The sequence below is a fragment of the Mycobacterium sp. RTGN6 genome, assembly GCF_033804605.1.
Taxonomy (GTDB): Bacteria; Actinomycetota; Actinomycetes; order Mycobacteriales; family Mycobacteriaceae; genus Mycobacterium.
Map to the genome: position 1 here is coordinate 317,370 of NZ_JAPZKZ010000010.1, position 26,990 is coordinate 344,359.

Annotated in this window: 27 protein-coding genes and 2 pseudogenes; 13 read left to right on the forward strand and 16 right to left on the reverse strand. The window is 65.9% G+C overall.

The window, feature by feature from the left end; genetic code table 11:
- Nucleotides 1-10: 10 nt before the first annotated feature.
- Genes SLQ33_RS24800 through guaB form a run of 3 tightly spaced genes read right to left on the reverse strand, consistent with a single transcriptional unit; the run spans nt 11 to nt 3,156 of the window.
- Nucleotides 11-424, reverse strand: a complete 414-nt coding sequence (locus SLQ33_RS24800) for a hypothetical protein (protein WP_319456536.1) — start codon at nt 422-424, stop codon at nt 11-13.
- Nucleotides 425-467: 43 nt separating this feature from the next.
- On the reverse strand, nt 468-1,604 hold the full coding sequence (locus tag SLQ33_RS24805; RefSeq protein ID WP_319456537.1) for a GuaB3 family IMP dehydrogenase-related protein: 1,137 nt from the start codon (nt 1,602-1,604) through the stop codon (nt 468-470).
- Nucleotides 1,605-1,614: 10 nt separating this feature from the next.
- Nucleotides 1,615-3,156: an IMP dehydrogenase gene (gene guaB, locus SLQ33_RS24810; RefSeq protein WP_319456538.1), complete on the reverse strand. Its 1,542-nt coding sequence runs from the start codon at nt 3,154-3,156 to the stop codon at nt 1,615-1,617.
- A gap of 164 nt (nt 3,157-3,320) precedes the next feature.
- Here guaB and SLQ33_RS24815 point away from each other — a divergent pair, with 164 nt between their 5' ends.
- On the forward strand, nt 3,321-3,725 hold the full coding sequence (locus SLQ33_RS24815; RefSeq protein ID WP_319456539.1) for a DUF5319 domain-containing protein: 405 nt from the start codon (nt 3,321-3,323) through the stop codon (nt 3,723-3,725).
- Between the two features lie 13 nt (nt 3,726-3,738).
- Here SLQ33_RS24815 and SLQ33_RS24820 read toward each other — a convergent pair whose 3' ends face one another.
- The 3 genes from SLQ33_RS24820 to SLQ33_RS24830 all read right to left on the reverse strand — a co-directional run bounded on the left by SLQ33_RS24820 (nt 3,739) and on the right by SLQ33_RS24830 (nt 6,379).
- Nucleotides 3,739-4,938 (reverse strand): anti-sigma-D factor RsdA, encoded by a 1,200-nt coding sequence (locus tag SLQ33_RS24820; RefSeq protein WP_319456540.1) that lies wholly within the window; start codon nt 4,936-4,938, stop codon nt 3,739-3,741.
- Nucleotides 4,931-5,509 (reverse strand): sigma-70 family RNA polymerase sigma factor, encoded by a 579-nt coding sequence (locus SLQ33_RS24825; RefSeq protein WP_319456541.1) that lies wholly within the window; start codon nt 5,507-5,509, stop codon nt 4,931-4,933. The genes SLQ33_RS24820 and SLQ33_RS24825 overlap by 8 nt, the downstream gene beginning before the upstream one ends.
- A gap of 90 nt (nt 5,510-5,599) precedes the next feature.
- A complete protein-coding gene (locus SLQ33_RS24830; protein WP_319456542.1) occupies nt 5,600-6,379 on the reverse strand; it encodes a hypothetical protein in 780 nt (259 codons plus the stop codon).
- 444 nt (nt 6,380-6,823) lie between these two features.
- Between SLQ33_RS24830 and SLQ33_RS24835 the strand changes: the two genes are divergently transcribed.
- Nucleotides 6,824-7,114, forward strand: coding sequence for a WhiB family transcriptional regulator (locus SLQ33_RS24835; protein WP_319456543.1), 291 nt, complete (start codon nt 6,824-6,826; stop codon nt 7,112-7,114).
- On the opposite strand, the gene SLQ33_RS24840 is transcribed toward SLQ33_RS24835, so the two are convergent.
- Complete coding sequence (locus SLQ33_RS24840) at nt 7,079-7,960, reverse strand: DUF4349 domain-containing protein (RefSeq protein WP_319456584.1); 882 nt, start codon at nt 7,958-7,960, stop codon at nt 7,079-7,081. The genes SLQ33_RS24835 and SLQ33_RS24840 overlap by 36 nt on opposite strands.
- Between SLQ33_RS24840 and SLQ33_RS24845 the strand changes: the two genes are divergently transcribed.
- A complete protein-coding gene (locus tag SLQ33_RS24845) occupies nt 7,914-8,231 on the forward strand; it encodes a hypothetical protein (protein ID WP_319456586.1) in 318 nt (105 codons plus the stop codon). The two genes, SLQ33_RS24840 and SLQ33_RS24845, sit on opposite strands and share 47 nt — an antisense overlap.
- Here SLQ33_RS24845 and SLQ33_RS24850 read toward each other — a convergent pair.
- A complete protein-coding gene (locus SLQ33_RS24850; RefSeq protein WP_319456544.1) occupies nt 8,157-8,741 on the reverse strand; it encodes a TetR/AcrR family transcriptional regulator in 585 nt (194 codons plus the stop codon). The genes SLQ33_RS24845 and SLQ33_RS24850 overlap by 75 nt on opposite strands.
- A 102-nt stretch (nt 8,742-8,843) precedes the next feature.
- Here SLQ33_RS24850 and SLQ33_RS24855 point away from each other — a divergent pair, with 102 nt between their 5' ends.
- The 7 genes from SLQ33_RS24855 (at nt 8,844) to SLQ33_RS24885 (ending at nt 17,056) form a co-directional block, all read left to right on the forward strand.
- A complete protein-coding gene (locus SLQ33_RS24855; RefSeq protein ID WP_319456545.1) occupies nt 8,844-9,920 on the forward strand; it encodes an alpha/beta hydrolase in 1,077 nt (358 codons plus the stop codon).
- Nucleotides 9,921-10,231: 311 nt separating this feature from the next.
- Nucleotides 10,232-11,047, forward strand: a complete 816-nt coding sequence (locus tag SLQ33_RS24860; RefSeq protein WP_319456546.1) for an ABC transporter ATP-binding protein — start codon at nt 10,232-10,234, stop codon at nt 11,045-11,047.
- The gene (locus tag SLQ33_RS24865) at nt 11,044-11,874 is read left to right on the forward strand and encodes an ABC transporter ATP-binding protein (RefSeq protein WP_319456547.1); all 831 of its coding nucleotides are present in this window, start codon (nt 11,044-11,046) and stop codon (nt 11,872-11,874) included. The genes SLQ33_RS24860 and SLQ33_RS24865 overlap by 4 nt, the downstream gene beginning before the upstream one ends.
- Complete coding sequence (locus SLQ33_RS24870; RefSeq protein WP_319456548.1) at nt 11,871-13,724, forward strand: AMP-dependent synthetase/ligase; 1,854 nt, start codon at nt 11,871-11,873, stop codon at nt 13,722-13,724. The genes SLQ33_RS24865 and SLQ33_RS24870 overlap by 4 nt, the downstream gene beginning before the upstream one ends.
- Nucleotides 13,721-14,608: a branched-chain amino acid ABC transporter permease gene (locus tag SLQ33_RS24875; protein WP_319456549.1), complete on the forward strand. Its 888-nt coding sequence runs from the start codon at nt 13,721-13,723 to the stop codon at nt 14,606-14,608. The genes SLQ33_RS24870 and SLQ33_RS24875 overlap by 4 nt, the downstream gene beginning before the upstream one ends.
- Complete coding sequence (locus SLQ33_RS24880) at nt 14,605-15,729, forward strand: branched-chain amino acid ABC transporter permease (RefSeq protein WP_319456550.1); 1,125 nt, start codon at nt 14,605-14,607, stop codon at nt 15,727-15,729. Before SLQ33_RS24875 ends, SLQ33_RS24880 begins: the two co-directional genes overlap by 4 nt.
- Before the next feature lie 25 nt (nt 15,730-15,754).
- The gene (locus SLQ33_RS24885) at nt 15,755-17,056 is read left to right on the forward strand and encodes an ABC transporter substrate-binding protein (RefSeq protein ID WP_319456551.1); all 1,302 of its coding nucleotides are present in this window, start codon (nt 15,755-15,757) and stop codon (nt 17,054-17,056) included.
- 10 nt (nt 17,057-17,066) lie between these two features.
- On the opposite strand, the gene SLQ33_RS24890 is transcribed toward SLQ33_RS24885, so the two are convergent.
- A complete protein-coding gene (locus SLQ33_RS24890; protein ID WP_319456552.1) occupies nt 17,067-17,780 on the reverse strand; it encodes an enoyl-CoA hydratase/isomerase family protein in 714 nt (237 codons plus the stop codon).
- Between the two features lie 262 nt (nt 17,781-18,042).
- Between SLQ33_RS24890 and SLQ33_RS24895 the strand changes: the two genes are divergently transcribed.
- A complete protein-coding gene (locus tag SLQ33_RS24895; RefSeq protein ID WP_319456553.1) occupies nt 18,043-18,507 on the forward strand; it encodes a cyclic nucleotide-binding domain-containing protein in 465 nt (154 codons plus the stop codon).
- On the opposite strand, the gene SLQ33_RS24900 is transcribed toward SLQ33_RS24895, so the two are convergent.
- Both SLQ33_RS24900 and SLQ33_RS24905 read right to left on the reverse strand, forming a co-directional pair.
- Entirely contained in the window at nt 18,504-20,015 is a 1,512-nt protein-coding gene (locus SLQ33_RS24900) for an adenylate/guanylate cyclase domain-containing protein (protein WP_319456554.1), read from the reverse strand. The genes SLQ33_RS24895 and SLQ33_RS24900 overlap by 4 nt on opposite strands.
- Before the next feature lie 108 nt (nt 20,016-20,123).
- Nucleotides 20,124-21,359, reverse strand: a complete 1,236-nt coding sequence (locus SLQ33_RS24905) for a cation:proton antiporter (protein WP_319456555.1) — start codon at nt 21,357-21,359, stop codon at nt 20,124-20,126.
- A 412-nt stretch (nt 21,360-21,771) separates the two neighbouring features.
- On the opposite strand from SLQ33_RS24905, the gene SLQ33_RS24910 reads away from it, so the two are divergent.
- The gene (locus SLQ33_RS24910) at nt 21,772-22,503 is read left to right on the forward strand and encodes a hypothetical protein (RefSeq protein ID WP_319456556.1); all 732 of its coding nucleotides are present in this window, start codon (nt 21,772-21,774) and stop codon (nt 22,501-22,503) included.
- A gap of 78 nt (nt 22,504-22,581) precedes the next feature.
- On the opposite strand, the gene groL is transcribed toward SLQ33_RS24910, so the two are convergent.
- Both groL and groES read right to left on the reverse strand, forming a co-directional pair.
- Nucleotides 22,582-24,201 (reverse strand): chaperonin GroEL, encoded by a 1,620-nt coding sequence (gene groL, locus SLQ33_RS24915; protein WP_319456557.1) that lies wholly within the window; start codon nt 24,199-24,201, stop codon nt 22,582-22,584.
- 83 nt (nt 24,202-24,284) lie between these two features.
- Entirely contained in the window at nt 24,285-24,587 is a 303-nt protein-coding gene (gene groES / locus SLQ33_RS24920) for a co-chaperone GroES (protein ID WP_070356489.1), read from the reverse strand.
- A 259-nt stretch (nt 24,588-24,846) separates the two neighbouring features.
- On the opposite strand from groES, the gene SLQ33_RS24925 reads away from it, so the two are divergent.
- Entirely contained in the window at nt 24,847-26,286 is a 1,440-nt protein-coding gene (locus SLQ33_RS24925; protein WP_319456558.1) for an HNH endonuclease signature motif containing protein, read from the forward strand.
- A 14-nt stretch (nt 26,287-26,300) separates the two neighbouring features.
- Here the strand turns inward: SLQ33_RS24925 and SLQ33_RS24930 are convergent.
- The 3 genes and pseudogenes from SLQ33_RS24930 to SLQ33_RS24940 form a co-directional block, all read right to left on the reverse strand.
- A pseudogene (locus tag SLQ33_RS24930) lies at nt 26,301-26,441 on the reverse strand (hydrolase); the annotation flags it as partial.
- A 3-nt stretch (nt 26,442-26,444) separates the two neighbouring features.
- Nucleotides 26,445-26,885: a nuclear transport factor 2 family protein gene (locus SLQ33_RS24935; protein ID WP_413467735.1), complete on the reverse strand. Its 441-nt coding sequence runs from the start codon at nt 26,883-26,885 to the stop codon at nt 26,445-26,447.
- Nucleotides 26,882-26,990 (reverse strand): annotated as a pseudogene (locus SLQ33_RS24940) (hypothetical protein); the annotation flags it as partial. The gene SLQ33_RS24935 and the pseudogene SLQ33_RS24940, both read right to left, overlap by 4 nt.

The window sequence follows — 26,990 nt, forward strand, 5'->3', positions numbered from 1 at the left end:
ACTCGCGTACTCAGAGCCCGCCACACGCCGATGGGGCGAAGAAGGGGACGTTGAAGGGCGGGCAGTAGTCCGGCCGCTGCGGCGGAGGCGGCGGGGGCACGTCGGGCAGCGGAGGCGGGGGCGCGATGACGTGCGGAGTGCCGTGCCACGGGTAGACGATCATGGTGGCCACGTCGACGATGCCGTCGGAGTTCCAGTACCAGTCGTGGCAGACGTTCCAGTCCCAGCTGAGGACGCCGAATTCGCTACCAGGAATGGGCGGGTCGCCGGGGCACCAGTGGGTGCAGCTCATCCCGGCCGGACAGTTCCCACCTGAATAGCTGGGACCCCAGCCGGGTTCGGCCTGGGCAGTGCCGCCCGCCAACCCGAGACCGCCGGCCACCACGGCCGCTGCTGCCAATCCCGTGATCAGTGTTCGCTTCATGGAACGAGTACAGCGGATCGGGATGGCTACCGATCCCAATAACTCAGGAGCCGATGGCCAGTCCGACCTTCTGGAATTCCTTGAGGTCGCAGTAGCCGGCCTTGGCCATCGAGCGACGCAAACCGCCCACCAGGTTGAGCGACCCGAACGGATCGTCGGACGGCCCACTGAGCACCTGCGCAAGCGACGGGCGCTCGCCCAGCGCGACCTGCAACAGCGCGCCGCGTGGGAGTGACGGGTGCGCCGCCGCCGATGGCCAGAACCAGCCGTCGCCCATCGCCTCGGCCGACACGGCCAGCGGCGTGCCCAGCACGACGGCGTCGGCGCCGCACGCGATGGCCTTGGCCAACTCGCCGGACGTGTGGATGTCGCCGTCGGCCAGCACGTGGACGTAGCGGCCACCGGTCTCGTCGAGGTATTCGCGACGGGCGGCCGCGGCGTCGGCGATGGCGGTGGCCATCGGAACGCTGATGCCGAGGACTTCGTCGCTGGTGGTGACGCCGGACGTCGATCCGTACCCGACGATCACGCCGGCCGCGCCGGTGCGCATGAGGTGCAGGGCGGTGCGATGGTCGAGCACTCCGCCCGCGACCACGGGGATGTCGAGCTCGGAGATGAACGTCTTGAGGTTGAGCGGCTCGCCGTCCTGCGCGACACGTTCGGCCGAGATGATAGTGCCCTGGATGACGAGCAGGTCGACGCCCGCCGACACCAGTGCGGGGGTCAGCGCCTGGGCGTTCTGCGGGCTGACCCGGACCGCGGTGGTGACCCCGGCGTCGCGGATCCGCGTGACGGCCGCACCGAGCAGCTCGGGATCCAGCGGCGCGGAGTGCAACTGCTGGAGCAACCGGATCGCCGCGGAAGGTTCCGGCTCCTTCTCCGCGGCCTCGATGACCTGGGCGATCTTGGCCTCGACGTCGGCATGCCTGCCGATGAGCCCTTCGCCGTTGAGCACGCCCAACCCGCCGAGCCTTCCGAGCTCGATGGCGAACTCGGGCGACACCAACGCGTCGGTGGGATGCGCGACGACGGGGATCTCGAAGCGGTACGCGTCGAGTTGCCACGCCGTCGACACGTCCTGCGAGGAGCGGGTCCGACGCGACGGGACGATGTTGATGTCGCCGAGTTCGTATGTGCGGCGGGCGGTTCGGCCCATGCCGATTTCGACTAGGTCACGCATGCTCTTAGTCCTAGCGGGCGTAGTAGTTGGGCGCTTCGGCGGTCATCGTGATGTCGTGCGGATGACTCTCCTTCAGACCCGCCGCGGTGATCTGCACGAACTGTGCCTGCTGCAGCTGCTCGATGGTGGCCGAACCGGTGTAGCCCATGGCCGCCCGCAAGCCACCGGTCAACTGATGGATGACCGTCGAGAGCGGACCGCGGAACGGTACCCGGCCCTCGATGCCTTCGGGTACCAGCTTGTCCTCGGAGAGCACGTCGTCCTGGAAGTAGCGGTCCTTGGAGAAGCTCTTCTGGGGCCCGCGGGTCTGCATGGCCCCCAGCGAACCCATGCCGCGGTAGCTCTTGAACTGCTTGCCGTTGACGAAGATCAACTCGCCAGGCGCCTCGGCGGTACCCGCCAGCAGCGAGCCCAGCATGGCCGTCGATGCGCCTGCGGCGAGCGCCTTGGCGATGTCGCCGGAGTACTGCAGTCCGCCGTCCGCGATCACCGGGACACCGGACGGCGCGCACGCCGCCACGGCCTCGAGGATCGCGGTGATCTGCGGGGCCCCGACGCCGGCCACGACGCGCGTTGTGCAGATGGACCCCGGTCCCACGCCGACCTTCACGGCGTCGGCCCCCGCCTCGACCAGCGCGGCCGCCGCAGCGCGGGTGGCGACGTTGCCGCCGATGACGTCGACTCGTCCGGCCGCCATGGTCTTGACCCAGGACACCATCTCCAGCACGCCGCGGTTGTGAGCGTGTGCGGTGTCGACGACGAGCACGTCCACCCCGGCGTCGACGAGTGTCATCGCCCGCTCGCGCGCGTCCCCACCCACGCCGACGGCCGCCCCGACCAGTAGCCGGCCGTCACTGTCCTTGGTGGCCAACGGGAACTGCTCCGTCTTGACGAAGTCCTTGACCGTGATGAGCCCGGTCAGCCTGCCGTGCCCGTCGACGATGGGCAGCTTCTCGATCTTGTGGCGGCGCAACAGCCCAAGGGCGGCCTCGGCGGACACGCCCGCCTGGGCGGTGATGAGCGGCGACTTCGTCATCACCTCGGCCACCGGCTTGTCCATGTCGACTTCGAAGCGCATGTCGCGGTTGGTGATGATGCCGACGAGTTGACCGCCGCCGTCGACCACCGGCAGCCCCGAGATGCGGAAGCGCGCGCACATGGCGTCGACCTCGGCCAGCGTGTTCTCGGGCGAGCAGGTCACGGGGTCGGTGACCATGCCGGCCTCCGAACGCTTGACGGTCTCCACCTGTCCGGCCTGTTCGGCCACCGGCAGGTTGCGGTGCAGCACGCCCATTCCGCCGGCCCGCGCGATGGCGATGGCCATGCGCGATTCGGTGACGGTGTCCATCGCCGAGCTCACCAGCGGCACCCTCAGCCGGATCCGCTTGGTGAGTTGGCTGGACGTGTCGGCATTGGCGGGGACCACGTCGGACGCGGCGGGCAGCAGCAGGACGTCGTCGAACGTCAGCCCGAGCATCGCAACCTTGGTCGGATCGTCGCCGCCGGTGGGCACCGGAACGGCGATGGGAAGGCTGCTTTCAGCGATCGACATGGGTGAGGCCTCCATACGGCAGGACTAGGCATTCATCTTATCTGGACGGACCCCAGTCGCTGGTCGCCCCACACGGTTCGAGGTGCGCTCAGCACGCACGAGAACCAGGGCGCAGCGGCGTGGAGCGCTGGCGCGATACCCCGGCCACTGCGTACTGTGGAGCCGTGCGCGACCACCTGCCGCCGGGTTTGCCTCCGGACCCGTTCGCCGATGACCCGTGTGATCCGTCGGCCGCTCTTGACGCCATCGAACCGGGACAGCCGCTGGACCCGCAGGAGCGCGTCGCCGTCGAGGCCGATCTGGCCGACTTGGCCGTCTACGAGACTCTTTTGGCGCACAAGGGAATCCGCGGCCTCGTCGTCTGCTGCGACGAGTGCCAGCAGGACCATTACCACGACTGGGACATGCTGCGCGCGAACTTGCTGCAGTTGCTGGTGGACGGCACCGTCCGGCCTCACGAGCCGGCCTACGATCCGGAACCCGAAGCCTACGTGACCTGGGATTACTGCCGCGGATATGCCGACGCATCGCTCAACGAGGCGACGTCGGAGTCCGACGGATATCGCTGACGGCGTAACGCGCTCAGCGCGGCGGTGCGACCGTCGTCGTCACGACTTCCTGCTCGTCCTCGCTCGGCTTTTTCGGCGCGTTCTGAGTGACCGTCGTGGGCTCGGACTGACTCGGCGCGGACTGACTCGGCGCGACGGCCGGGCCCGAACCAGTTGATCCTCCCGCAGGTGGCGCGGGCGCAGCAGGTGGCGCGGGCGCTGCAGGCGGCGCCGGCGCCAGTGCGACCGACGAGCTGGCCGGGACCGGTGCCTGGGTAGCCGTGGACGGCTGCGCGGCGGCGGTCTGCGGCACCGACGTCACTTCCGGAGGCCGCGACGTCGTCGTGGTCGTGGTCGTCGTGGTGGACGTGGGTGCGCTCGTCGTGGTCGTCGTCGTTGTCGACGTGGGCGGGCTCGTCGGGGTCGACGTCTCCGTCGCCTCCGTCGGACTCGTCGGACTCGTCGGGCTGGTGAGCGCGATCTCGGGACCCGGGAGCTCCGACGACGTCGACGTGGACGTCGTCGTGGTGGACGTCGTCGTCGACGAAGACGTGGACGTCTCGATCACCGGCACCGGCAGCAGCGTCAGCGGCGAGTCGGGCAGGACCGGCAACGGCTCACCGGCTGGCGGCAACGTCGCGGCAGGATCCTGCTCAACGACCTTGTACGTCAACGCATTCCACTGCTGGATCAGATCCTGCTTCTGCTCGGGCGGCGCCTCCACGCTCTGCACCGTGGTGCTGAGCTCGGCGAGCTTGTCCTGCGCCTGCTCCCATTGGCCTTGATCGATCAGCTGCTGCACCTGTTGGAGCTGCTGCGACGCGAGCGTGACCTGCTCGTCGCGCACCTGCTCTTGACCGAACAGGGTGGTGCGCATGCCGTAGAAGGCGTCCCCCGGGCTCGAGCCGAACACCGCGACGCCGAACCCACCGAGGCACAGCACCGCAGCCGCGGCCGAACCGACGAGCGCGAGCGAAGTTCGGCTGCGCTTGCGAGTGTTGAGCCCACCGCGCAGCGCGGCTGCGGCGTCACGCGGGGTTACCGGCGCGGTCACGGGTGCGTCGCGGACGTCGTCACGCCAGTCGGCGAGCAGGAACGCGAGCTCGGCCTCCGCGTGATCGGTGGAGTACGCGGTCTGCTTGTCGCTGAGCGCGTCGAAGAACCGGTCGACGCGGTTGATGTCGTTGAGCGACGGATCTCCGCCATTGGAGGTCCAGCGACCGAAGTCAGGCATCGCTTTCCCTCCTTCCGTCGAGTTCAGCCTTGAGCCGTGTCAGTGCGCGGTGCTGCGCGACGCGGACCGCGCCAGCGGTGCTGCCGACCGCCTCGGCGGTCTCCTCGGCACTCATGCCGACCACCACGCGGAGGATGACGATCTCGCGCTGCTTCTCGGGCAGGACCGCCAGGAGCCTGTCCATGCGGGCGGCCGCATCGGAGTCCAGAGCGAGTTGCTCTGGGCCCAGATCGCCCGAGGCACGGTCGGGCAGAGTGTCCGTGGCGTCCGATTGGTTTCGTCCCATGGCGCGAAATGCGTCGGCAACCTTGTGGGCGGCGATGCCGTATACGAAGGCCAGGAACGGTCGTCCCTGATCCTTGTAGCGCGGCAGCGCCGTGATGGCGGCCAAGCACACCTCCTGAGCCACGTCGTCCGCAGACAACCCGCTTCGCTCCGCCGTCCCGACCCTCGCCCGGCAATACCGGAGCACGATCGGACGGATGGTTTCCAGCACCTTCTGGAGCGCGTCTCGATCGCCCGCCACAGCCCTAGCAACGACATCATCGAGACCATCTCCCGAAATTGTCATCGTGGGCAGTATCTCCAGCGTTACGGATGGGGCGATAGCCCAAGTGGATGTGTCAGCTAAAGACTAATGATCCGGCTCTTGCGCGTGGAATCAGCGGTCCGACCACACGCCACCTCGAGCACGCACGACGCTTGCACATTCGTCGCGCAGGGCGGTGATCTCTTCCGGCGCGCGCGAGGCACTGCCGATGTCGGCGAGCAGACACGCCAGTGCCCAGGTCAACGGCACCAAACCGTGTCGCTCCGTCGCCTCGAGCGCGGCATCTGCGACGTGTTGCGAGCGCTCGGTGAAACCCGCGGAGCACAGTGCCGCGGCGAGCACCACGCCGGACTTCACGGCGTGTCGCACCGAGCCAAGCGGGGCCGCGAAAGCCACCGCGTGTTCGGCGTGTCCCACCGCCGCGGCACCCTGCCCGGTGAACATCGCCAGCTCGGCGCTGACCCACGCCAGTCGCACCGGCAATCGCGCCGAGTCGGTTGCGTCGACGAGTAGTTTCGCGCGTTCCAACAACCGGGCCGATAGCGGGAACCGGCCGACTCCGAGCGCGTCGGCGGCCAGCCCGATCAACGCGTCGGCACGCGCGTCGGCATCGGACCCCGCGATTGCCAGGGCGCGACCATCCCACTCGCGCGCGTGGTCGTGCCATCCGAGCTGGCGAAGAAACGACGCCCTTGTGCTGAGCGCGAGCGAGCCAGTGGGATCGCCCGCCCCGGCCCGGCGCACCGCCTCGAGTTCGGTGAACGCGACGGCGTAGCGACCCTGCCCACCGGCGGCCACCGCGCGTAGCCAGTGCTGTTCGCCGGTGCTCGCCGAGCGCAACGGCCAACGACCAGGGTCGGCACCGAAGGCAGCGTCTGCCAACGTATTCATCGAACGGCGACGCTATCAACATCGGAAATCGTGGTCACAGGTACCCGATACCGGCGGGCACGGATGACGAAACTGTCGCCAAAATAACTTTCGTTAACAGTTGATGCTGGTGATGTTAACGGCATGTCAACTACCTACTGAGCGCTGGAAGTGATCAACGTAAGTCCGTTTACAGCGAACAGCGGAAACACGAAAAGAGATCGTGCGGTTGGCGTTTCGTGATCCCCTTCCGCGTTGCTCGCGGGTCGCAATGATGAACGTGATGTAAATTCTCACGCTGCTGTTATGTGGTTGAGCACACGTGCCGGCTATTGACTCGATTTCCTGAGCCCTTCTACGTTGTGTGCACGAGTAGTCATCGGCGACATGTGCTCGGATCGGTTCCACGACTCACGCGCACCCCTAGTTCCACGAAATGGGGTTGTGTAGAGAGGGGTTTACCCAATGCCACAGCCGCAGCAGCTACCCGGGCCCAATGCCGACATCTGGGATTGGCAGATGCAAGGCCTTTGCCGAGGTGTCGAGTCATCGATGTTCTTCCATCCCGACGGAGAGCGCGGCCGGGCCCGCGCACAGCGGGAGATGCGCGCCAAGGAAATGTGCCGCAGTTGCCCCGTGGTCGCTCAGTGCCGCTCCCATGCCCTCGCCGTCGGCGAGCCCTACGGCATCTGGGGCGGACTGTCTGAGTCCGAGCGCGAACTATTGCTCAAGCGGGGCATCCGCCGCACCGCCTGACTGTTCATCCGACCCAACCGACGATCCCCGGCCCGTCCGGGGATCGTCGTCGTTTTGGGGACCTGCCGCGACGGGTCGACGCGCCCTCGCCAAGCGCACGACTACGTACACGAGCCCGCAGGCCACGGCCAGCGCACCAAGCCACGGCAGCAGCAGTCCGAACAGTAGGACCAGGCTGCCCACCACCGAAACCATTGCGTCCCAACCGCGTTCGATCTGACCGGTGAACCCCTTGTACTCCTGCGGCGCAGGTCCGCCGATCTGTTCGGCGATGAAGCTGACGTTGACCGTGCTGTAGTCGATGCGATCGCCGAGCTGATCGCGCTGCGCCCGCAGGCTGTCCAACTCGGACTGTCGCTCCGAGAGCGCATCCTCGGCCTTGATGAGCGCATCAGAGTCCTTGGCGTCGCGCATGATGGCCAGAAGCCGATCCACCGAGGTCTGCAGGGCCTTGATCCGAGCGTCGAGGTCGACGCGTTGGGCGGTGACGTCCTCGGAGCTGGTCTCGGCGGTCTTCACCGCCCCGAGTGATTTCAGGTCCCGCACCACACCGTCGAGTTTCGAGACGGGGACGCGCAACACGACGGAGGTGCTGGCCCGCCCACCGCCCGAGCCGGCGTCCTCGGAGCGACTGTCCACTCGACCGTCAGCGTCCTCCGCAAGCACGGCGGCCTTGTCCGCGGCCTCCGAGGGGCTGGCAACCGTGATCGTCATCGACGCTGTCTTGACGACGTCGCGCTGTTCGGTCGGCGGTGGCGGTGGCCCGAACTCCGGGGCAGGCGCCGTAACGCTGTCCTTCATGCCGGCCGCCGGAGCGCTCGTCATTCTGCTTTCCGGCGGCGCCATGTTGTCGTGTGATGCAGAGCAGGCCGTCAGCACACTCAGCACCGCGAAACCCACCATCGCCACCGACACCCATTTGCGGTTCAACCTCGAAACTCGGTTCATGATCATCAACCTTGCCATCGGCTGTGAAGTACAACCATTAGTGCAGTTCAACGTCCATGCAGCGACGGCCACGGCCGTCGCTAAGGAGGTTTGGTCAGCTGGCCAACCCGTTCACGAGCGCATCGACGAGCTGCGCGATGTCGTGATCGTCGATCGGCTGGCGGGTTAGCAATGCCCGAAAGTGCAGCGGTGCAATGACGAGTTCGAGGGCCATGGCCGCGTCGAGGTCGGTCGGGACCTCGCCTCGGTCCTTGGCGCGGGCGATGATCGCACTGGCGAGGTCGAGTCGCGACTTCCAGAACTGGGCACGTCCCGCGGCGAGGGTGTCGTCATCGCCGGCGACTGCCATCGACCTGACGAGTGTGCGCCCGAGCGGCGAGTCGAGGTAGCCGGCAACCGCGGTCGCGAACGCGATCAGGTCGTCCCGCAGGGCCCCGGTGTCGGGGATGGGGAGCTTGGCTTCGCTGTAGTCCAGCAATGCGTCGAGCACTAGATGTTCCTTGGTGGGCCACCGCCGGTAGATCGACGTTTCGTGCACGTCTGCCTGGCGAGCGAGCTCACTGATGCTGACCGCGTCGGCGCCGTGCTCGGCCACCGCCTGCAGTGTCGCCTTCAAGACCGCCTCGCGGACCCGGGCCGAGCGGCCGCCGGTTCGGCGCCGAGAAGTTGGTTCACCCACGGGTTGCATTCTAACGCAGCTTTCTTGCCTTTAGCGGCAGGTGGTGCTACCGTCCGTTAACGCAGTATTCCTGCATTAAAATGGAGGGTGAAGGAGCTCGCGATGTCCTTTCAGTGGCCGGTCGACGCCGAGGATCTGTTCGGCGAGCGGTATCCCCAGATGGTCAACACCGGGCTACCCGCCCCAGACGTCGACGCGGTGCGCGCCGCGATCACCCAGATGTGGACGGATGCGCCCGGCGGTTGGGTGTACGAGTGGTCGGCGCTGGCCGCGCGCTACGCCAGTGAAGGCTCGCACCAACTTGCCTCGCTGGCCTACGGGTGGGCGAAGTTCCCAACCCTGGCCGACGACTCCAAGCGCCTGGCCTTGCGAAACCAGCTTGAGCAATATCTGCTTGCCGCACCGGATTTCGGGGTGGACTTCCAGCGGCGGGTGTTTGACGTGCCGTACCGCGGTGCCACGACACCGATCCCGGTGCACGTCTTCGCCGCGCCCCGCCTGCCGGCAGGTGCGCCGGTGCTGCTGGCCTCCGGCGGGGTGGATAGCTGGAAGATGGACATGCACGGCATCTTCGTGCTCGCCGCCGCGACGGCTGGAGTCCGGGTGGTGGCCTTCGACATCGCAGGCACCGGCGAATCGGGGGTGCCGATGACTCCCGACGGTGGCGGGGAGCTGGTGCGCGGCCTGATCGCCGAAGCCCGGACGCTGGGCAACGGCATCGTCATCCACATGGGCATCTCGATGGGCGGCTACTACTCGGCCCGGTCGGGGCTGGCTGGCGAGGTGGACGCCGCGATCGTGCTTGGCGGACCGGTCGAGGCCGCGTTCAGCAAGGACGCTTCGATGGCGCAGTTCGGAATGGACGGAATCATCGGCAATGCGCTGGGGTTCTCCCAGCGCCCCAGCGCCGCGGAACTGGCGGCGACGTTCGGCGCCTTCTCGCTGCGTCCGCTGCTCGACCAGGACACCAACGCCCCGATGCTGGTGGTCAACGGTGCCGACGACGTGCACGTCCCCCAGCACGACACCACGGTCTTCGAGGGCCGCCGCGACACCGTAGTCCACCTCATCCCCGACACCGGGCACTGTGCGACTTCCAAACTGCCCGAAGCGATCGGCCTGATGTTCGGCTGGTTGCAACGCACTCTGGAACCCCTTCGGGCGACGGCGAATTCGTGACTGACTCAGGCAACGTTGGCAAGAAGCGGGCGACCCGCAGAACCACCGGGGTCATGTACTTGATCTGTAGCCGGTCCACCCAAGTCGGAAACAGCAGCGGCACGCCTGGGGCGCTGTTTGGATGATCCTTGGGCCGGGAGACTAAACGTCCTCGCACAGCTGCAATTGTTTACACCCAAACCGAACCCCCTGGTAGGCGGCGGTATGCAACTTGCCGGAAGTGGTTTTAGCAAACGACCCCGTCTTTGAGTGATATGGGTCACAGTTAGTGCAGCACAGGTGGGTCCACTCGAGGGGGGAGGACATTCGCGATGCGTTCAGGGGCCTCGGCCGCCTCGGCGCTCCTGTCAGTGAACAACCTGGAGGTCGTCTACGACGACGTGATCCAGGTGCTCAGGGGCGTCAGCATGACCGTGCCCGAAGGCAAGATCGTCGCCCTGCTCGGCGCCAACGGGGCGGGTAAGACCACGCTGCTGCTTGCCATGACCGGACTCCTCGACGTCAACGACGGCGAGATCACAAAGGGCTCAGTCGTTTTCGACGCCCAAGAAATCCACCACCGACCGCCGACCAAGATCGTGGCGCTGGGCATCAAACAGGTCATGGAGGGCCGTCGGATCTTCGCCGAATTGACCGTGGACGAAAACCTGCGGATCGGCGGGCATGTGGCACCCAAACAGCTATCCGAGAATCTGGAGCGGGTGTACGGCCTGTTCCCCGTGCTCGCGCAGCGCGGCAAGCGCACCGCCGGCTACCTGTCCGGCGGCGAGCAGCAGATGCTGGCGATGGGCCGAGCGCTGATGTCGCGGCCCCGCTGCCTTCTGCTCGACGAGCCGAGCCTGGGCTTGGCGCCGATGGTCGCGCAGCAGATCCGGGACCTGATCGTGGAAATCAACGCGAGCGGAACCACCGTGCTTCTGGTCGAGCAGAACGCCGCCATGGCACTGGCCATCGCCGACCACGGGTACGTGATGGAAAACGGCAAGATCGTGATGGACAAACCGGCGGCCGAGCTGCTCGAGGACGAGGACGTGCGCGAGTTCTACCTCGGATTGGGCGCCGAGGGTGCGGCCAAATCCTTCCGCGACGTCAAGCACTACAAGCGGCGCAAGAGGTGGCTGTCGTGACCGCGACCGCCGAGCGGGCCGCCGCGGAGCCGGAAGTCGATGCCCCGGTGCTGGAGTTCGACGATGTCCAGTTGTCTTTCGCGGGCGTGACGGCCATCGACGGGGTGTCGTTCAAGGTCGGTGGCAGCGAGCTGTTCGCGATCATCGGCCCCAACGGCGCAGGCAAGACCTCGATCTTCAACGTGCTGTCCGGGGTGTATCGCCCTCAGTCCGGCCGGGTCACCTTCGCCGGCACCGACCTAGTCGGCAAGCGTCCCGACGAGATCGCCGAGCTCGGGATTGCCCGCACGTTCCAGAACATCGAGCTGTTCGCCAACCTGACCGTGCTCGACAACCTCATGCTCGGCCGCCACCACCACAACACCTATGGCGTGCTGTCGTCGTTCGCCTGGCTGGGCAAGGCGCGGCGGTGCGAGCTGCTCAACCGGGCAGCGGTCGAGGACATCATCGACTTCCTCGAACTGGAGCAGTGGCGGCGGTTCCCCGTCGGCCAATTGCCTTACGGCGTGCAGAAGCGCGTCGAACTCGGCCGCGCACTGGCCATGGGCCCCAAGCTCTTACTGCTGGACGAGCCGGTGGCCGGGATGAACCTCGAAGAGACCGAGGACATGGCCCGCTTCATCCTCGACGTGTGCGACGAGCTGCGCATCCCGATCGTCATGGTCGAACACGACATGGGCCTGGTGATGGACCTCGCCGACAGGGTGCTGGTGGTGGACTTCGGCAGGCCGATCTGTATCGGCACGCCACGGGAAGTCTCCACCAACCCAGACGTCATCAGGGCCTATCTAGGCCAGGAGCACCGAACCTCCGGGGGCGCGGCATGACCGTTGTCGCTCAACAGCTCAGCACCAAGGTCACCACGGTGGCGAGCCGGGTCCGCGATCGAGGTCGCGAGATGCCTGATCGGATTGCGTTACGGGAGAAGGACTTCGGCATCTGGCAGGAGGTCAGCTGGGCGGACTACTGGAACTGCGCCGTGTTGGTCGGGCACGCCTTGCTTGCGCTGGGCATCGAGCCTGGCGACCGGGTCGCAGTGCATTCGGAAAACCGCCGCGAATGGCTGTACTCCGACATAGGCGCGATCGCGGTGCGGGCCACCACCGTTGGTCTGTACCCGACCAATCCCCCTGCCGAGGTCGCCTACTTGCTTTCGCACTCCGGCGCCAGGGTGCTGATCGCCGAGGACCAGGAGCAGGTCGACAAGGCGTTGGAGGTGCTCGACCAACTACCCGAGCTAGAGAAGATCATCTACCTCGAGCCGCGCGGAATCCGATATCGCTACACCGACCCGAAGCTGTTGTCCTGGGACGACTTCCTCGCCCTCGGCGCCAAGCACCGCGAGTCCGATCCCGACGCGGTCGACCGCCGGATGGCCGAGGCTAGCGAGGCCGACGTCATGACTCTCGTCTACACGTCGGGCACCACCGGGCCACCCAAGGGCGCGATGCTCGCGGTGTCCAACGTGGAGTTCTGCATCAAGGTGCTCGTCGAGGGCGGCGGGTTCGCCTCTCCCCCGCCATCCCCGTCGGACGTCATGCTGTCCTACCTGCCGCTGTGCCACGTCGCGGAGCGGGTTTTCACCACCTGGTTCTCCGCGAGCGCCGGCATCCAGGTGCATTTCGCCGAGTCGATCGAGACGGTGCAGGCCGACCTGCATGAAGTGCAGCCGACGATTTTGTTTGGGGTGCCGCGCATCTGGGAGAAGATGCTCGCCGGAGTTCAGATCAGGGTCGACCAGGCGACCTGGCTCAAGCGTGTGTTCAGCCGGTTCTGGTTGCGGGTGGCTGACGACATCGCCGAGACGCTGGTTCGCACCGGTGGCCGCCACACCGTGAGTACCCGCGTGCGCTACACGATCGGTTGGGTCTTCTACTACCGGGCGCTGCAGGATCGGATCGGCGTGCGCAAGGTCCGCCACGCGACGTCGGGCGCCGCCCCGATCGCGCCCGAGGTGTTGCGGTTCTTCATGGGTATCGGGGTGCCGATGCACGAGGTGTACGGGATGACCGAGAACACCGCGATCGCCACGGCCAACCGGCCTGGCAGGGTGAAGCTCGGCACGGTCGGCGAGCCGCATCCCGGCATCGAGCTGCGCATTGACGAGGCCACCGGGGAAATCCTCACCAAGCATCCGGGGACCTTCGCCGGGTACTGGAAGAACCCGGAGGCAACCGCCCGCACCATCGATGCCGACGGCTGGTTGCACACGGGCGACGTCGGCGAGTGGGTGGACGGCACGTACCTCAAGATCACCGACCGGATGAAGGACCTGATCATCACCGCAGGCGGCAAGAACGTGGCGCCGTCGGAGCTCGAGAATGCGCTCAAGGCCTCGCCATACATCAAGGAGGCCATCGTCATTGGCGACGCGCGGCCGTATCTGACCGCGTTGATCGGGATCGAGCTCGACACCGTCGGCCACTGGGCGCAGATGCGAAAGCTGCCCTACACCACGTATCGCGACCTCGGTGAGAAGAAAGAGGTGCGCGGGCTCGTCCAGTCCATCGTGGACGACGTGAACGGGCGGTTCGCGAGGGTCGAGCAGGTCAAGAAGTTCTCCATGCTGACCAAGGAGTTGGACCACGAGGACGGCGAGCTGACCGCCACCCAAAAGGTGAAGCGCAAGGCGATCGCGACGATGTTCGAAGACCAAGTCGAGGGCATGTACCGATGACCGAACTGGTGCAGTGTCTGGTGCGCGGACTGGGCGACGGCTCGGTGTACGCGCTCCTGGCGTTCGGCTTCGTGATCATCTTCAAGTCGATGGGAGTGATCAGCTTCGCCCAGCCGGCATTGATGCTGTCGGGTGCGGTGCTCGTGACCTATCTCGTCACGACCGTGAACTTCTACCTGGCAGTGGTCCTGGCCGCAGCTGCGGTGGCGCTGCTCGCAGTCGGTGTGGAGCGGACCGTGCTGCGCCCGATGATCGGCAAGCCGGTGTTCGTCATCTCGATCATCACGCTGGGCGTCGACATCGTGATCAGGGTGGTGGTAAACGCCTACATCGGGCTGGACGTGCGGCAGGTGGGCGCCCCTTGGGGGCTGTCGACGTCGCGCCTGCTTGGCGTCGAGGTGCAGCAGCGGCACCTGATCATGTTCGTTACGACTATGGTGCTTGTCGCCATCCTGTTCGCGTTCTTCCGCTATTCGCGCATGGGCCTGGCGATGCGCGCTGTCGCGTTCGATCAGGAAGTGGCGCTGGCCCAAGGGGTTTCAGTGGGCTTCGTGTTCGCCCTGTCGTGGGCGATCGCCGGTGCGCTCGCCACCGTCGCCGGGGTGTTCGTGTCCACCGGCGCCGGGGTCGACCAGCAGTTGTGGATCATCGCGCTCAAGGCACTACCGGTGATCATCCTTGGCGGGCTCGACTCGCTGGGCGGCGCAGTGATCGCCGGGCTCGCGATCGGCGTGGTCGAATCGCTGGTCGCCACCTACGGAGCGGACATCGCGCCCTGGCTGGGCGGCGAGTTCTCCCTCGTCACACCGTATTTGGTGATGATGGTGGTATTGCTGGTCCGGCCGTACGGCTTGTTCGGCACCCGCGAGGTGATCCGAATATGACGTCATCCTTGCGGACCAGGTTCGGCCGCCCCGAGTTGTACACGTCCTACAGCCAGGACATGGCACTGCTGAACACCACGCCGAAAAAGGTCTTCCTCGCCGGGGTGCTGGTGGTCGCACTGGCCATGACGTTCTCGGTCGACGATGGCTTCTTGCAACTGCTGGCCACGGGGTGCGCGCTGGCGATCGGGGCGATCGGGCTGAACATCGTCACCGGCTACGCGGGCCAGGTGTCGCTGGGCCACGCCTTCTTCGTGGCCATCGGCGCATACACCGCCGCGGTGCTGTCCGGCGACCCGAACGGCAGGCTGCTCGGCTTCGGGATCACCGAGGTACCGGTCTGGCTGCTGGCCGCCGGGGCGATGTCGGCGCTCGCCGGCGCGCTGGTTGCGCCGCTGGCCGTGCGCCTGCGCGGGCTGTATCTGGCCATCGTCACGCTAGGCCTGGTCTTCATCGGGCAGTACGTATTTCGCGAGTGGACGGAGCTAGCCGGCCCGCCCGACATCGGTCGGCCCGCGCCGGTGGCCACCCTGTTCGGCACCCGTATCGATGTCGATAGCGCGGCGCTGACCCGCGTCCAGCAGCTGTATCTGCTGATGCTGGTACTCCTGGTGGTCTTCGCCCTGCTCGCCCGCAACCTCGCCCGGTCGCGCACCGGCCGGGCCTTTGCCGCGATCCGAGACCGGGACATCGCCGCCGCAGTGATCGGGGTCAACCTCACCCGATATAAGGTCATCGCGTTCGCGGTCTCCTCGTTCTACGCCGGGGTCGCCGGAGCGCTGCTGTACGTCATCCCACAGACGTTCACCGCGGGCAACTTCAACCTGCTGATGTCCGTGCAGTTTATCGCCATGATTCTGATCGGCGGCGTCGCAACGATTTCCGGGTCGATCATGGGCGCGATGTTCATCACGCTGCTGCCGCGCATCACCTCCGAACTGCCTGCCGTGCTGCCGTTCATCAGCACCAGCGCGACCGGTGGAGGGATCACCGTCGTTCAGGTCGAATCGATCCTGTACGGCCTACTCATCATCGGGTTCCTGCTATTCGAGCCGAAGGGCTTGTTCGGCATCTGGATTCGCGTCCGCAACTATTGGAAGGCGTGGCCGTTCTCGTACTGAGTGCGACCGGAAAGTGAGACATCCCATGACCATTCGACGAAGCATGGTCGCGGCGCTGACCGTGCCGCTTGCCATCGCCTTGGCCGTCCCCGGCTGCCGCTCCCAGGAATCCGCCGCTCCCCAAACGGGCAAGGAGGGCATCACGGTCGACTTCGGGGTGACCAACGATCCGTGCCCGCAGGCGATCGATACCAGCAAGGGCTGCGTCTACCTCGGCACGATCTCCGATCTCACTGAAGGGCCGTTCAAGGCGCTCGCCGTGCCAATCACGGACGCGCAGAAGGCCTTCTGGCGGCGGGTGAACGAGCAGGGTGGCATCGGCAGCTACGAAATCGACGTGACGAAGTACGTCAAGGACAACAAGTACAACCCGCAGATCCACAACCAGGTCTATCAGGAGATCAAGCCCCACATCTTGGCGCTGGCCCAAACCCTCGGCTCGCCGCAAACCGCAGCCATCCTGCCGGACCTGAAGGCAAGCAACATCGTCGCGGTACCGGCCTCGTGGACGTCCTTGTGGGCGTTCGAGGACGTGGTGGTCGAGTCGGGCGCGAATTACTGCATCGAATCGATGAACTCGGTGGACTACGCGGCCGACAAGCTGGGTGCCAAGAGTGTGATGGCCGTGCACCTTGCCGGTGACTACGGTGACGACGCCGCGGCCGGCGCCAGGGTCGCGGCCGAAAAGCGGGGGCTGACGTTCACCGACGTCAAAACCGCGAGCGGACAGGACAATCAGGCGGGTGCGATCGACGCGATAGTGTCCGGCAACCCCGACGTGGTCATACTCACCAACGGCCCAACCGACGCCGCAGTGATCATCGGTCAGGCAAGCGCACGCGGATTCAAGGGCAAGTTCATCGGCACCAACCCCACTTGGAACCCCGGCCTGTTGAAGGGCCCAGCCGCGGCCGCGGTCATGTCGCAGTATCTGCAGTCCTCGCCGTTGCAACCTTACGGCGCAAGCACTCCTGGCCATGAGGCAATGCGATCGGCCCTCGGCAACGTGACAGGCAATGAGGGCTACACCGCGGGCTGGGTGTTCTCGTACCCGCTGAAGGCGGCATTGCAGAAGGCGGTCGAGAACAAGGACCTCACCCGAGCCGGGCTCCTGGCTGCGGTGAACTCACTGACCTCCGTGGACTACGAGGGCATGCTCCCCGAGGGGGCGGGCAATTACAGCGGCACGCCGAACGAGATTGTGTTTCGGCGGAGCGAGATCCACAAACCCGACGAGGCCGCGCCGTCCGGAGTCAGTGAGCTCGAGCCATACTTCACCGGGCCAACGGCGAAGGACTTCGTGTTCGAAAAGCCTTGCTACCAGTAGTTGTTCGGCGCTAACCCGGATCGCGGTCATCGAGGCACCGCTGCTGCGCCTCGCGAAATGCGTGCTCATACCCGTCCGTGTCGAGTGTGCCCGCTCTCGCCAGGAGCGACTTGCACTCGCGCAGCGCCGCAGCCGAGAACCCAAGCACACGTTCGGCAAGTTCGCGGGCCGTGGCGTCAAGCTCGGCGCGGGGCACGATTCGGTCAACCAGTCCGATTCGCAACGCCTCATCCGCATCCACATACTCGGCGAACAAACACAATCGGCGGGCAGTGGCGGCGCCGACGATCGCCGGCAGCACCTCGGGTGCTGTGCCGGGAAGGATGCCGAGGCGCAGCGCGCCGAGCCCGATGTAGAGATCGTCACTGGCGAGCCGGTAGTCGGACTCAAGGGTGAGCATCGTTCCGCCACCGAGGCAGTGGCCGTGAATCGCGGCGATCAACGGAATCGGAAGCTCCCGCAGCGATCGCATCATGCGGTTCCAGTCGACGAAGAATTCGACTTCTAGCGCGCCGCGGACGAGTTCCTTCACGTCGAGCCCGGTGCAGAACGACGGCCCGGTGCCGCACAAGATCGCGACACGCGCCTCCGGGTCGTCGGCGAGCTGGTGCACTCGCTCCGCCATCAGCGCCATCATCTCCCTGCTGAAAGCGTTGTGCGCCTCAGGGCGATTCATGCGCAACCACGCGATCGGCCCTTCGCGCTCCAGCAGCACCTCGGCCACGTTCTCAAGCGTAAGCCGGAAGATCGCATTGACGGGCAGAAACCGGTCAGAGATTGTGGCTCTGACCTGCATCTTCTTGTGGTGCTGCAGGGCATCAAACCCGCTCTAGAAATCACCTCGACCTGCGGAGACGTCCGAATTGACTACGTGAGCCACTCGACGCGCTGCGCCCCTTCGGATTTGCCAACACGGATCTACAGACAGCGGTCGGTCGCTAGGCTCCTCGATGTCTGGGTCACATCGCGGATCGGGGAAGCCCACTATGAACGAGCGTGAGCGTCAGAAGCAAGCCGCCGCCGCGAAGGAAGCCGAGTATCAAGAAAGCGCCCGTCGGCTCCGGGAATTCGTTACGGAGGCGACGTTCTCCGACAACGACCTGCAGCGGATCGTCCGAGCAGCACATCGCACCTCGACGTCCGGGCCATGGCCGCTGATTCAGGAACAGACACCTTCGGACGCCTGCTACGTCCTGCTCAGCGGGGAGGCGGCGGTGTACGTCGGCCAGGACCGCGTTGCCGTGGTGGGACCGGGGGAGGTGTTCGGCGAATCCGCGCTTCGCCGCGGGAAACTGCGGAATGCGACCGTGACGACGACCGGAAAGGCCGAGGTGCTGCATATTGCGCGCGATGACCTCGACCGCTTGCTCAACGAGATACCTGCACTGCGTGGAGTCATGGATGCGACTGCCGCGCGACACACGCCTGGGGGAACTGTCGATCCGAGTTAAGACCCAACTGGGTCGAGGCCGAAGACCTGCACGGCGGCTGACTTTCCCTTCAGTTCGTGTGATCCCCGGTCGATGAGTCCGTGCGGTCGAGATGCCAGGGCGTCGACGGTCTGGTGGGTAAGAAGGATCGCGTCACCAGTGGTCTTGGTGAGCTGCTCGACGCGGGCGGCGACGTTGACGGTGTCACCGATCAAGGTGAACTCGAGTTTGCTTCCGCCGCCGATGGTTCCGGCGATCACCTTGCCGGTGTTGATCCCGATGCCGATCCGAAGCTCCCCGCTGAATCGCTCGGCCACCAGGCGGTAAATCAGCACCGCGGCGCTCACCGCGGCCTCGGCATGATCGGCGAGATCGTTCGGTGCGCCGAAGACGGCCAGCGCGCCGTCACCGAGGAACTTGTTCACGTGCCCACCGGCCTCGACGACGGCAGGCACCACGATCTCGAACAGGGCGTTGAGCCGGGCGACGGTGTCCTCGGCGGTGTTGGCCTCGGCGAACGGGGTGAAGTCACGGATGTCGACGAACATCACCGTCACCTCGCGGCGCTCCCCGGTGAAGACATCGTCACCCTGCTCGAGCAACCGCGCCGCCAGAGCCGGGTCGACGTACGTGCCGAACGCCGCCTGAAGTCGTTGCCGCTCAGCCAAACCCGCCTGCATGCGGTTGAACGACGCCGCCAGCGCGCCAAGGTCGTCGTCTTGAACTACCGGTACGCGTTGGCTGTAGTCGCCAGCCGCAACTCGTTCGGTTCCGTGCGCGATGTCGCGGATGGGTCGCAGGGACTGAGAGAACGCGACGCCGACGGTGATCGGCACCGCGAAGAGAAGCGTCAGCCCACCGCCGATCACGACCGCAAGTAGGGGCACCTCTCTTGACTGATCGACCACGGCTGCCAGCATGGCGCCCGCGACGGCGTACGAGAAGGCGACCGCGAGCATGGACACGTCCGACCACGCGGCAAACGTCGGCCGGGAGCGGGGCAGGGAGTCACCGATCCCCGTGTCACCGGCGAGGGCGACGCGGCCTGGACGCAGTGCTGCTTCGACCATGCTGTGAATGGCGATCAGCTGGACGGCAGCAGCGAGGATGGCGGTGACGATCGCGTACTGGACGAGTCGCGATCCACTCGCCCCGGCGATGGTGCCGACAATGACCGCCAGCACAGCGGCCCACACAGCGTTGCACGACACGGACCGGGCAACTATCCGCCGAGCGTAGGAGTAGGTGGCGTCCAGTGCCCTTGCCCGATCGACCTTGTGGCCAGCAGCCCACTGTTCAGCAGGGCGAATCAAGCCCGACCCGGGAAGCACCGTCACGTACGCCACCACCATCACGCCGACGACTGTGATTGCTACCGCCTCAACGTAGCGGCCGGAGTCTTCGAACGCGACGATCACAAACGCTGGAACAAGGTAGATCTGCAGCAGAATCCAATAAATGATCGCACCGATCGCCCACGAGTACTTCGCTCCGTGCCGATCCCACGCCCACTGCCAGATTCGGTCCATGCCGAGAACGAAACACCCCTGGCCTCGCGACCGAGGGAGTTTCGTATTACCTCTGGTGCTCTAGCATCCGTGGCCGTGATGGCCGCCGTGGCTGTGGTCTTCCTCAGGTCAGGACGGCGACGAGCCGGTATTGCCTACCTCGACGCGCCCTTTCTTGGCCAGCCAGTTGATGCCTGGCCACACGGTGAGGCTGTGCAAGAGGAGACTCAACGAGACCGTGACTCCTACCGTTTGCATGATCCAGTACTCCCGTTGGGGCACAGTTTGTTCGATCATTATCAGGCCCAAGACGATGGTGCCGAGGCCACGCGGGCCGAACCAACCGATGAACATCCGATCTCTTGCCGGCAGGTCGGTACGAATCAGCGCGACCGAGACGGCGATGAGACGCACCCCGAACAGCGCGACAATTGCGAAGGCGACGACCTGCCATCCCACGGCGCGCCAGGACTCCACCACCGCGTAGGCGCCGAACATCGCGAAGATCGCCAGTTCCAGCAGATGAGCGACGGCATTTGAGACGTGCGAATCGGGGCGACCCCCTGCCCGTTTGGCCGCGAAGGCGAACCCCAGGCCGCCGGCGAACGCGGCGACCAGCCCGCTGCCGTCCAATGCCCCACCGATCTCGAAGCAGAGCAACGCCCCCGTCAGCATGGAGAGCTGAGCCCATGTGTCGCTCATCCATCCACGCCGAAGTGACCACGTGATCACCAGGCCCCCGATCGCGCCCAGGGCCAGACCCACGACCACCGACATCACTTCGGTCCGGACCAGGAACCACACCAAGTCGCTGTATCCGTGGTGGGTGTCTTCCTTTTCATTGGATACCGCCAACGCGGCGATCATGGTGGTCAGGGCGAATCCGTCGTAAAACCCGCTCTCGGTGGACAACGCATGTCGAACCGGCTCGGGGATGCGGCGGTCCTCGAGGAGTGCAGCGATGAGTGCCACTTCCGCCGGGGCCACGATCGCCGCCATTGCGACCGCCTCCCACAACGGCATGATCGGAATCAGGAGTGCGCCGGTGAGGGTGCCCAGCCCGAGTGACAGCGGTATGCCGATCACCAGCAGCCGGAAAGTGATGCCGCCGCGTCGCACTACTGCCGATAAGTCGAGAGCGGACGCTTGGTTGAACAGGATCAACGTCAGCGCCAGCTCGGCGGGGAGCAAGAAGTTGTCGACGTTATTGCCCACGTCGATCGCACCGATACCGAACGGCCCCAAGGCCATTCCGCACAGCACGAATATCAGAGCGGGCGCTACGTACCACCGTTTGACCAACGCCGAGATCATCGCGTAGCACAACACCATGGCGGTCAGAGTGAATATTGTGGTGTTATCCATCTGTGGTCCTCAGTGCCCCGTTGGTGGGGCCACCCGAGGTCAGGTCCGAGATGAACGGATAACCCAGATCGACTGTGCTGGAGTAGGTGTCGTGGGACCACAGGGCTGGTCCCGACTTGGCTTGTGTCACCAACGTATTGCGTCCGTCGCGGCCGTAGAGAAGCATCGTGATGCGAGGTTAACCCCACGACGTGCCCGCAGAGCGGATTCTGCGCTAACTATCGAAAAACCGAATCCTCAAAGGACGTTGCCGCGCATACGCCTATGCTTTCGCAACAGACGGCCGGCAACCGCTGCGATCGCCTAAAGGGTTGGAGAGCGTGTGCCAGAGGACCCGAGTACCCGACGCGCACCATCCGACCCGAGCCCGATGGGTGACCGACGAGCCGACGAATCAGCCAGTTCCCGATCGATGTGGCTGCTGCTGGCAGCCACGCCGCTGGTCCTCCTCGTTACCTACTACGTGTCCTTCATGACTCACGAATACGGCCACTCCTTCGCCGCGTGGCTCCTGGGCATTAAATCGAGCCCGTGGCCAATCCACTGGGGCAGCAACAGCATCGGCAACATCTTGTTTCTTGACGAAGTAGACGAACACGTCGACTACGACACTGCGATGGCATCGGGTAAGAATCTGGCAGTCGCTGTGGTCGCAGTTTCCGGCATCGCCGTCAATGCTCTGCTGTACCTCGTCTTTCGCTTCGCCGCCCCTTTGTGGCGCACAAGTACGCGCCGGCTCGTCGCTTACTCGACGTTCTGGTTGTTGTGCATGGAGGTCGGCAATTTCTACTGCTACGTCCCGATCCGGGTCGCCTCGCCGAGTGGCGACATGCACAACTGGACCGTGGGATCACATCAGTCGTGGTGGTGGCTGTACGTGATCATCGGATATCTGACGTTATGGGCGATGATCGACTTCTACCGAACCGTGCTGCCGGCGTCGCTCGATACGACCGGCATCGGCACCCGGGCTGGCCGGGCGCTGGTGTTGGTGACTGCCACCCTCCTGCTCTTCGGCTACTTCGCGGGGCCCGGTCTGCTGAAGGACGATGACCTCACACAATTCATATCCCGAACGTCGCTGCTGCTGATTCCCGTCGTCCTGTTGGCCAGCTGGCGGCGGGTTGTGAGGACTGCGCACTAGATCGCAAGTGAGGCGCTATGCATGACGAAAACACCCCCGGTCGTTGTGACCGGGGGTGCTCCGTGTTGGTCCTTCTACCTAGTGCGAGTGACCGTGGTGTCCGTGGCCGTCGTCCTCGGACTCGGCCGGCTTGTCCACGATCGCCGTTTCGGTGGTCAGCACCATGCGGGCCACCGATGCGGCGTTGAGCACCGCGGACCGGGTCACCTTGACCGGGTCGACGATGCCATCGGCGAGCAGGTCGCCGTAGGTGAGCGTCGCGGCGTTGAAGCCCTGCCCGGCGGGCAGGCTGGCGACCTTGTTGACCACCACCGAGCCGTCGAGCCCGGCGTTGGCGGCGATCCAGTACAGCGGCGAGGACAGCGCGGCGGCGAACACGTCGACGCCGAGCGCCTCGTCACCCTTGAGCGACTCGCGCAATGCCTTGAGCACCGAGCCGGCCTGCAGCAGCGCGGCGCCACCACCGGTGACAATGCCCTCCTCGACGGCCGCCTTGGCCGCCGAGACGGCGTCCTCGACCGCTTCCTTGCGCTTCTTGAGATCGGTCTCGGTGGCCGCGCCGACCTTGATGACCGCGACGCCGCCGGACAGCTTGGCCAGCCGCTCCTCGAGCTTCTCGCGGTCCCAGTCGGAGTCGGTCGCCTCGATCTCGGCGCGCAGCTGTGACTTACGGGCGTCGATGGCGTCTTCCGTGCCGCCGCCATCGACGATGACGGTGGTGTCCTTGGTGACGACGACGCGGCGGGCAGTGCCCAGCACCTCCAGGCCGACCTCACGGAGCACCAGACCGACGTCGGGGTTGACGACCTGTCCACCCGTCACGACCGCGAGATCGTCCAAGAACGCCTTGCGGCGGTCGCCGAAGAACGGCGCCTTCACGGCGACGGCCTTGAGCGTCTTGCGAATCGCGTTGACCACCAACGTCGAAAGGGCCTCGCCCTCGACGTCCTCGGCGATTATCACCAGCGGCTTGCCCGACTCGGCCACCTTCTCCAGCAACGGAAGCAGGTCCGGCAGCGAGCTGATCTTCTCGCGGTGCAGCAGCACCAGCGCGTCCTCCAGCACCGCTTCCTGCGCATCGAAGTCGGTGATGAAGTACGCCGAGACGAAGCCCTTGTCGAAGCCGACGCCATCGGTGACCTCGAGTTCGGTGTCCAGCGTCGAGGACTCCTCGACGGTGACGACGCCGTCGTGACCGACGGTGGTCATCGCCTCGCCGACCAGCTCGCCGATCTGCTCGTCGCGTGACGACACGGTCGCGACCTGAGCGATCGACTTCTTGTCGCTGACCGGCGTTGCGGCCGCCAGCAGCGCCTCGGATACGGCGTCGGCGGCCTTGGCGATGCCTGCGCCCAGTGCGATCGGATTGGCGCCGGCCGCGACGTTGCGCAGCCCCGCCTTGATGATGGCCTGCGCCAGCACGGTGGCGGTGGTGGTGCCGTCACCCGCTACGTCGTTGGTCTTGGTGGCCACCGACTTGACGAGCTGGGCGCCCAGGTTCTCGAACGGGTCCTCCAGGTCGATCTCCCGGGCGATGGTGACGCCGTCGTTGGTCACCACCGGGCCGCCGTACGCCTTGGCCAACACCACGTGGCGGCCGCGCGGCCCCAGCGTGATCCGCACGGCGTTGGCAAGCTTGTCGACCCCGGCTTCCATTGCCCGGCGCGCAGTCTCGTTGAACTCAATCTGCTTGCTCATGAATGTCCTTTTTCGACTCGAAACGCGTACCGCCCCGGAACTCTCCCGTCGAAACGGGAAGCTCCGGGGCGGGACACGGGTGCTTACTTGTTGACGACAGCCAGCACGTCACGGGCCGAGAGGATCAGGTACTCCTCGCCGCCGTACTTGATCTCGGTGCCGCCGTACTTGCTGTAGATGACGGTGTCGCCCTCGGCAACGTCCAGGGGGATGCGCTTCTCGCCATCCTCGTCCCAGCGGCCGGGGCCAACTGCGACGACGGTGCCTTCTTGCGGCTTTTCCTTGGCGGTGTCGGGGATGACCAGACCAGATGCGGTCGTGGTCTCGGCCTCGTTGGCCTGTACGAGGATCTTGTCCTCGAGTGGCTTGATGTTCACGCTCGCCACGATGGGGCCCTCCAGTAGTTCGGGTGTAGGTCCGGGCATATCCCGGGCCTTTGGGGATTTACAGGTGTTCGGCACGCATCCGTGCCCGTTGCGCCGTCGTCGCGGGTGCCGGCGCAGGGGGTTGGCTGCCTGCCACCTAGCACTCTATACACGCGAGTGCTAGCACTCAAGGGTGGGGTTGTGCGGATTCGCCAGCGGCCTATCCGCAGGGCAGCGAAGCTGCCTAATCCTGTCGGACATCGCGACTACAATCGCACGTATGTTCGAATCGCTGACCGACGCTGAGGTGATCGACACGATCACCGGCCGGGCGCGGGCCAGCGCGATCGCCGACGCCGAACGCTACTCCGCGATCGCGGAGTTGCAGCGGCGGCGCTGCACCGGCGATGACGAGCGCCGATTCTGGGCGTGTGATGACTGGGACGGTGCGGCCGCGGAGCTTTCGGCGGCGCTGAACATCGGGCACGGCCGCGCGTCTGGGGAAATGGATCTGGCTGTCGCGCTGCGTGACCGGCTGCCCCGGGTGGGCGCACTGTTTCATGCCGGTGTGCTCAACGGGCGTCGGGTTTGGCTCATCGAGCAACGCACCGCCCACGTCACCGACCCCGAGACCCTCGCGGCACTCGACGAGGTGATCGCCGACCGGATCCTCGGGTGGGGGCCGCTCTCGGAATACAAGCTCACGATGACGTTGGACGCCGAAGTGGAGAAGCTCGACCCGGCCGCGGTCCGGCGGGTCCAGCAGCAGATGCGGGCACGCGACTTCGTCGTGGGCACCGATCACGAATCGGGCACCACGGCGGTGTGGGGTCGGCTGTCGTGCACCGACGCCGCGCTGACCCGCACGCGGGTCGACACGATGGTCCGCAGCGTTTGCGCCGATGACCCGCGCACACTCAAGCAGCGTCGTGCCGACGCCGTCGGTGCGGTCATGGCGGGCTCGCAGGTGTTGTCGTGTCAGTGCGGCAACCCGGCCTGCCCCGCCGTCGTCGACGACGGACGGGCCAGCAGCGTCGTCGTCCACGTCATCACCGATCAGGCCAGCGTCGAGGCTGCCGACGCCGACCCCGCCCTACACGGCCCGCGCGACGCCGACGAGGACGCGCAAGCCGAACGGTCGCGCCGTCGCCCCGTCGCGGTCATCCCCGGCCACGGCGTCGTACCGGGGCCGCTACTGGCCGAACTCATCGCCCGCGGCGCCAGGATCACGCCGGTGCTGGCACCCACCGGTGGTGCCGAACCGCGCTACCGGCCGTCGACCGCGCTGGATCGGTTCGTCCGGGTGCGCGATCTGACCTGCCGTGCGCCGGGGTGTGATCGCCCCGCTGAATTCGCCGACATCGACCACACCGTTCCCTACCCCGCCGGTGCGACGCATGCGGGAGGGGTCAAGTGCTACTGCCGAAAACATCACTTGGTCAAGACGTTTCATGCCGGCTGGTCGGATCGGCAGCTGGCCGACGGCACCGTCGTCGTCACCACCCCGACCGGGCACACCTACACCACCACACCCGGGATCGCCCTGCTGTTCCCGACCTGGAACGTGACTACCCCGGCCCCACCCAGCTCCCCCGTCGAACCCGGTGCCCACCGATCGATCATGATGCCGCGCCGAAAACGCACCCGCGCCCAGGCCAAAGCCGACCGCATCAAGGCCGAACGCGCACTCAACGAGCGCGCCGACCCACCACCATTCTGAACTCGGCTCGCTACTTAGGTAGAAGCAACCGCGAACAGATCCCAGTCACCAGGCACGCCCTTGAGGGCGTGAGCGCCGCGGTCATCGAAGTCAAGTCCCGACCCAATCACGAGGTCGCGCAACGTTCTTGACATGAGCCAATCGTTCGGTCCGGCGCATTAACCAAATTCCGTCGGGTCGATCAGCAGGTGGTCGGACACGTCGCCGATCATCTGGACGTCCACCGTGCGCTCGGTGAAGTACCAGCCTGTGTCGTCGCGTGCGAAGGCGTCGGCGTAGCGCCCGACGACGATCGGTTGCAGCGCAACCGCTTCGGTCTGCTGGATGACCACGAAGGTGGAGCGCGAAGTAGCCGTGTCTCCGTCGACGTCGACGATCGGGTTCTGCACCAGGTGCCGCGTCCGTGGCGTGTTGTCGTGGTCGGGAAAGCGGCGGGTGGTGGTGGCGAACAGCTTGCCGATCTTCGCGGCGCCCGCGACGCCCATGAAGTTGCCCCGGCCCAACAACTCCCCGACGCCGTCGAAGTCGCCCGCGTCGATCAATTCGGCGTACCGGTAGAGCAGTTCGGTGACGGCCAGCTTGTCCCCCAGCAGGCTCACTGGTGGACCATCCTTGTGTCGGTGATCTTCGATGGATTGCCGATGCACCCGAGGTGCCGCTGATCTACCGCCCTGCTTGCTCGACACATTTGATGTCCAGCATGA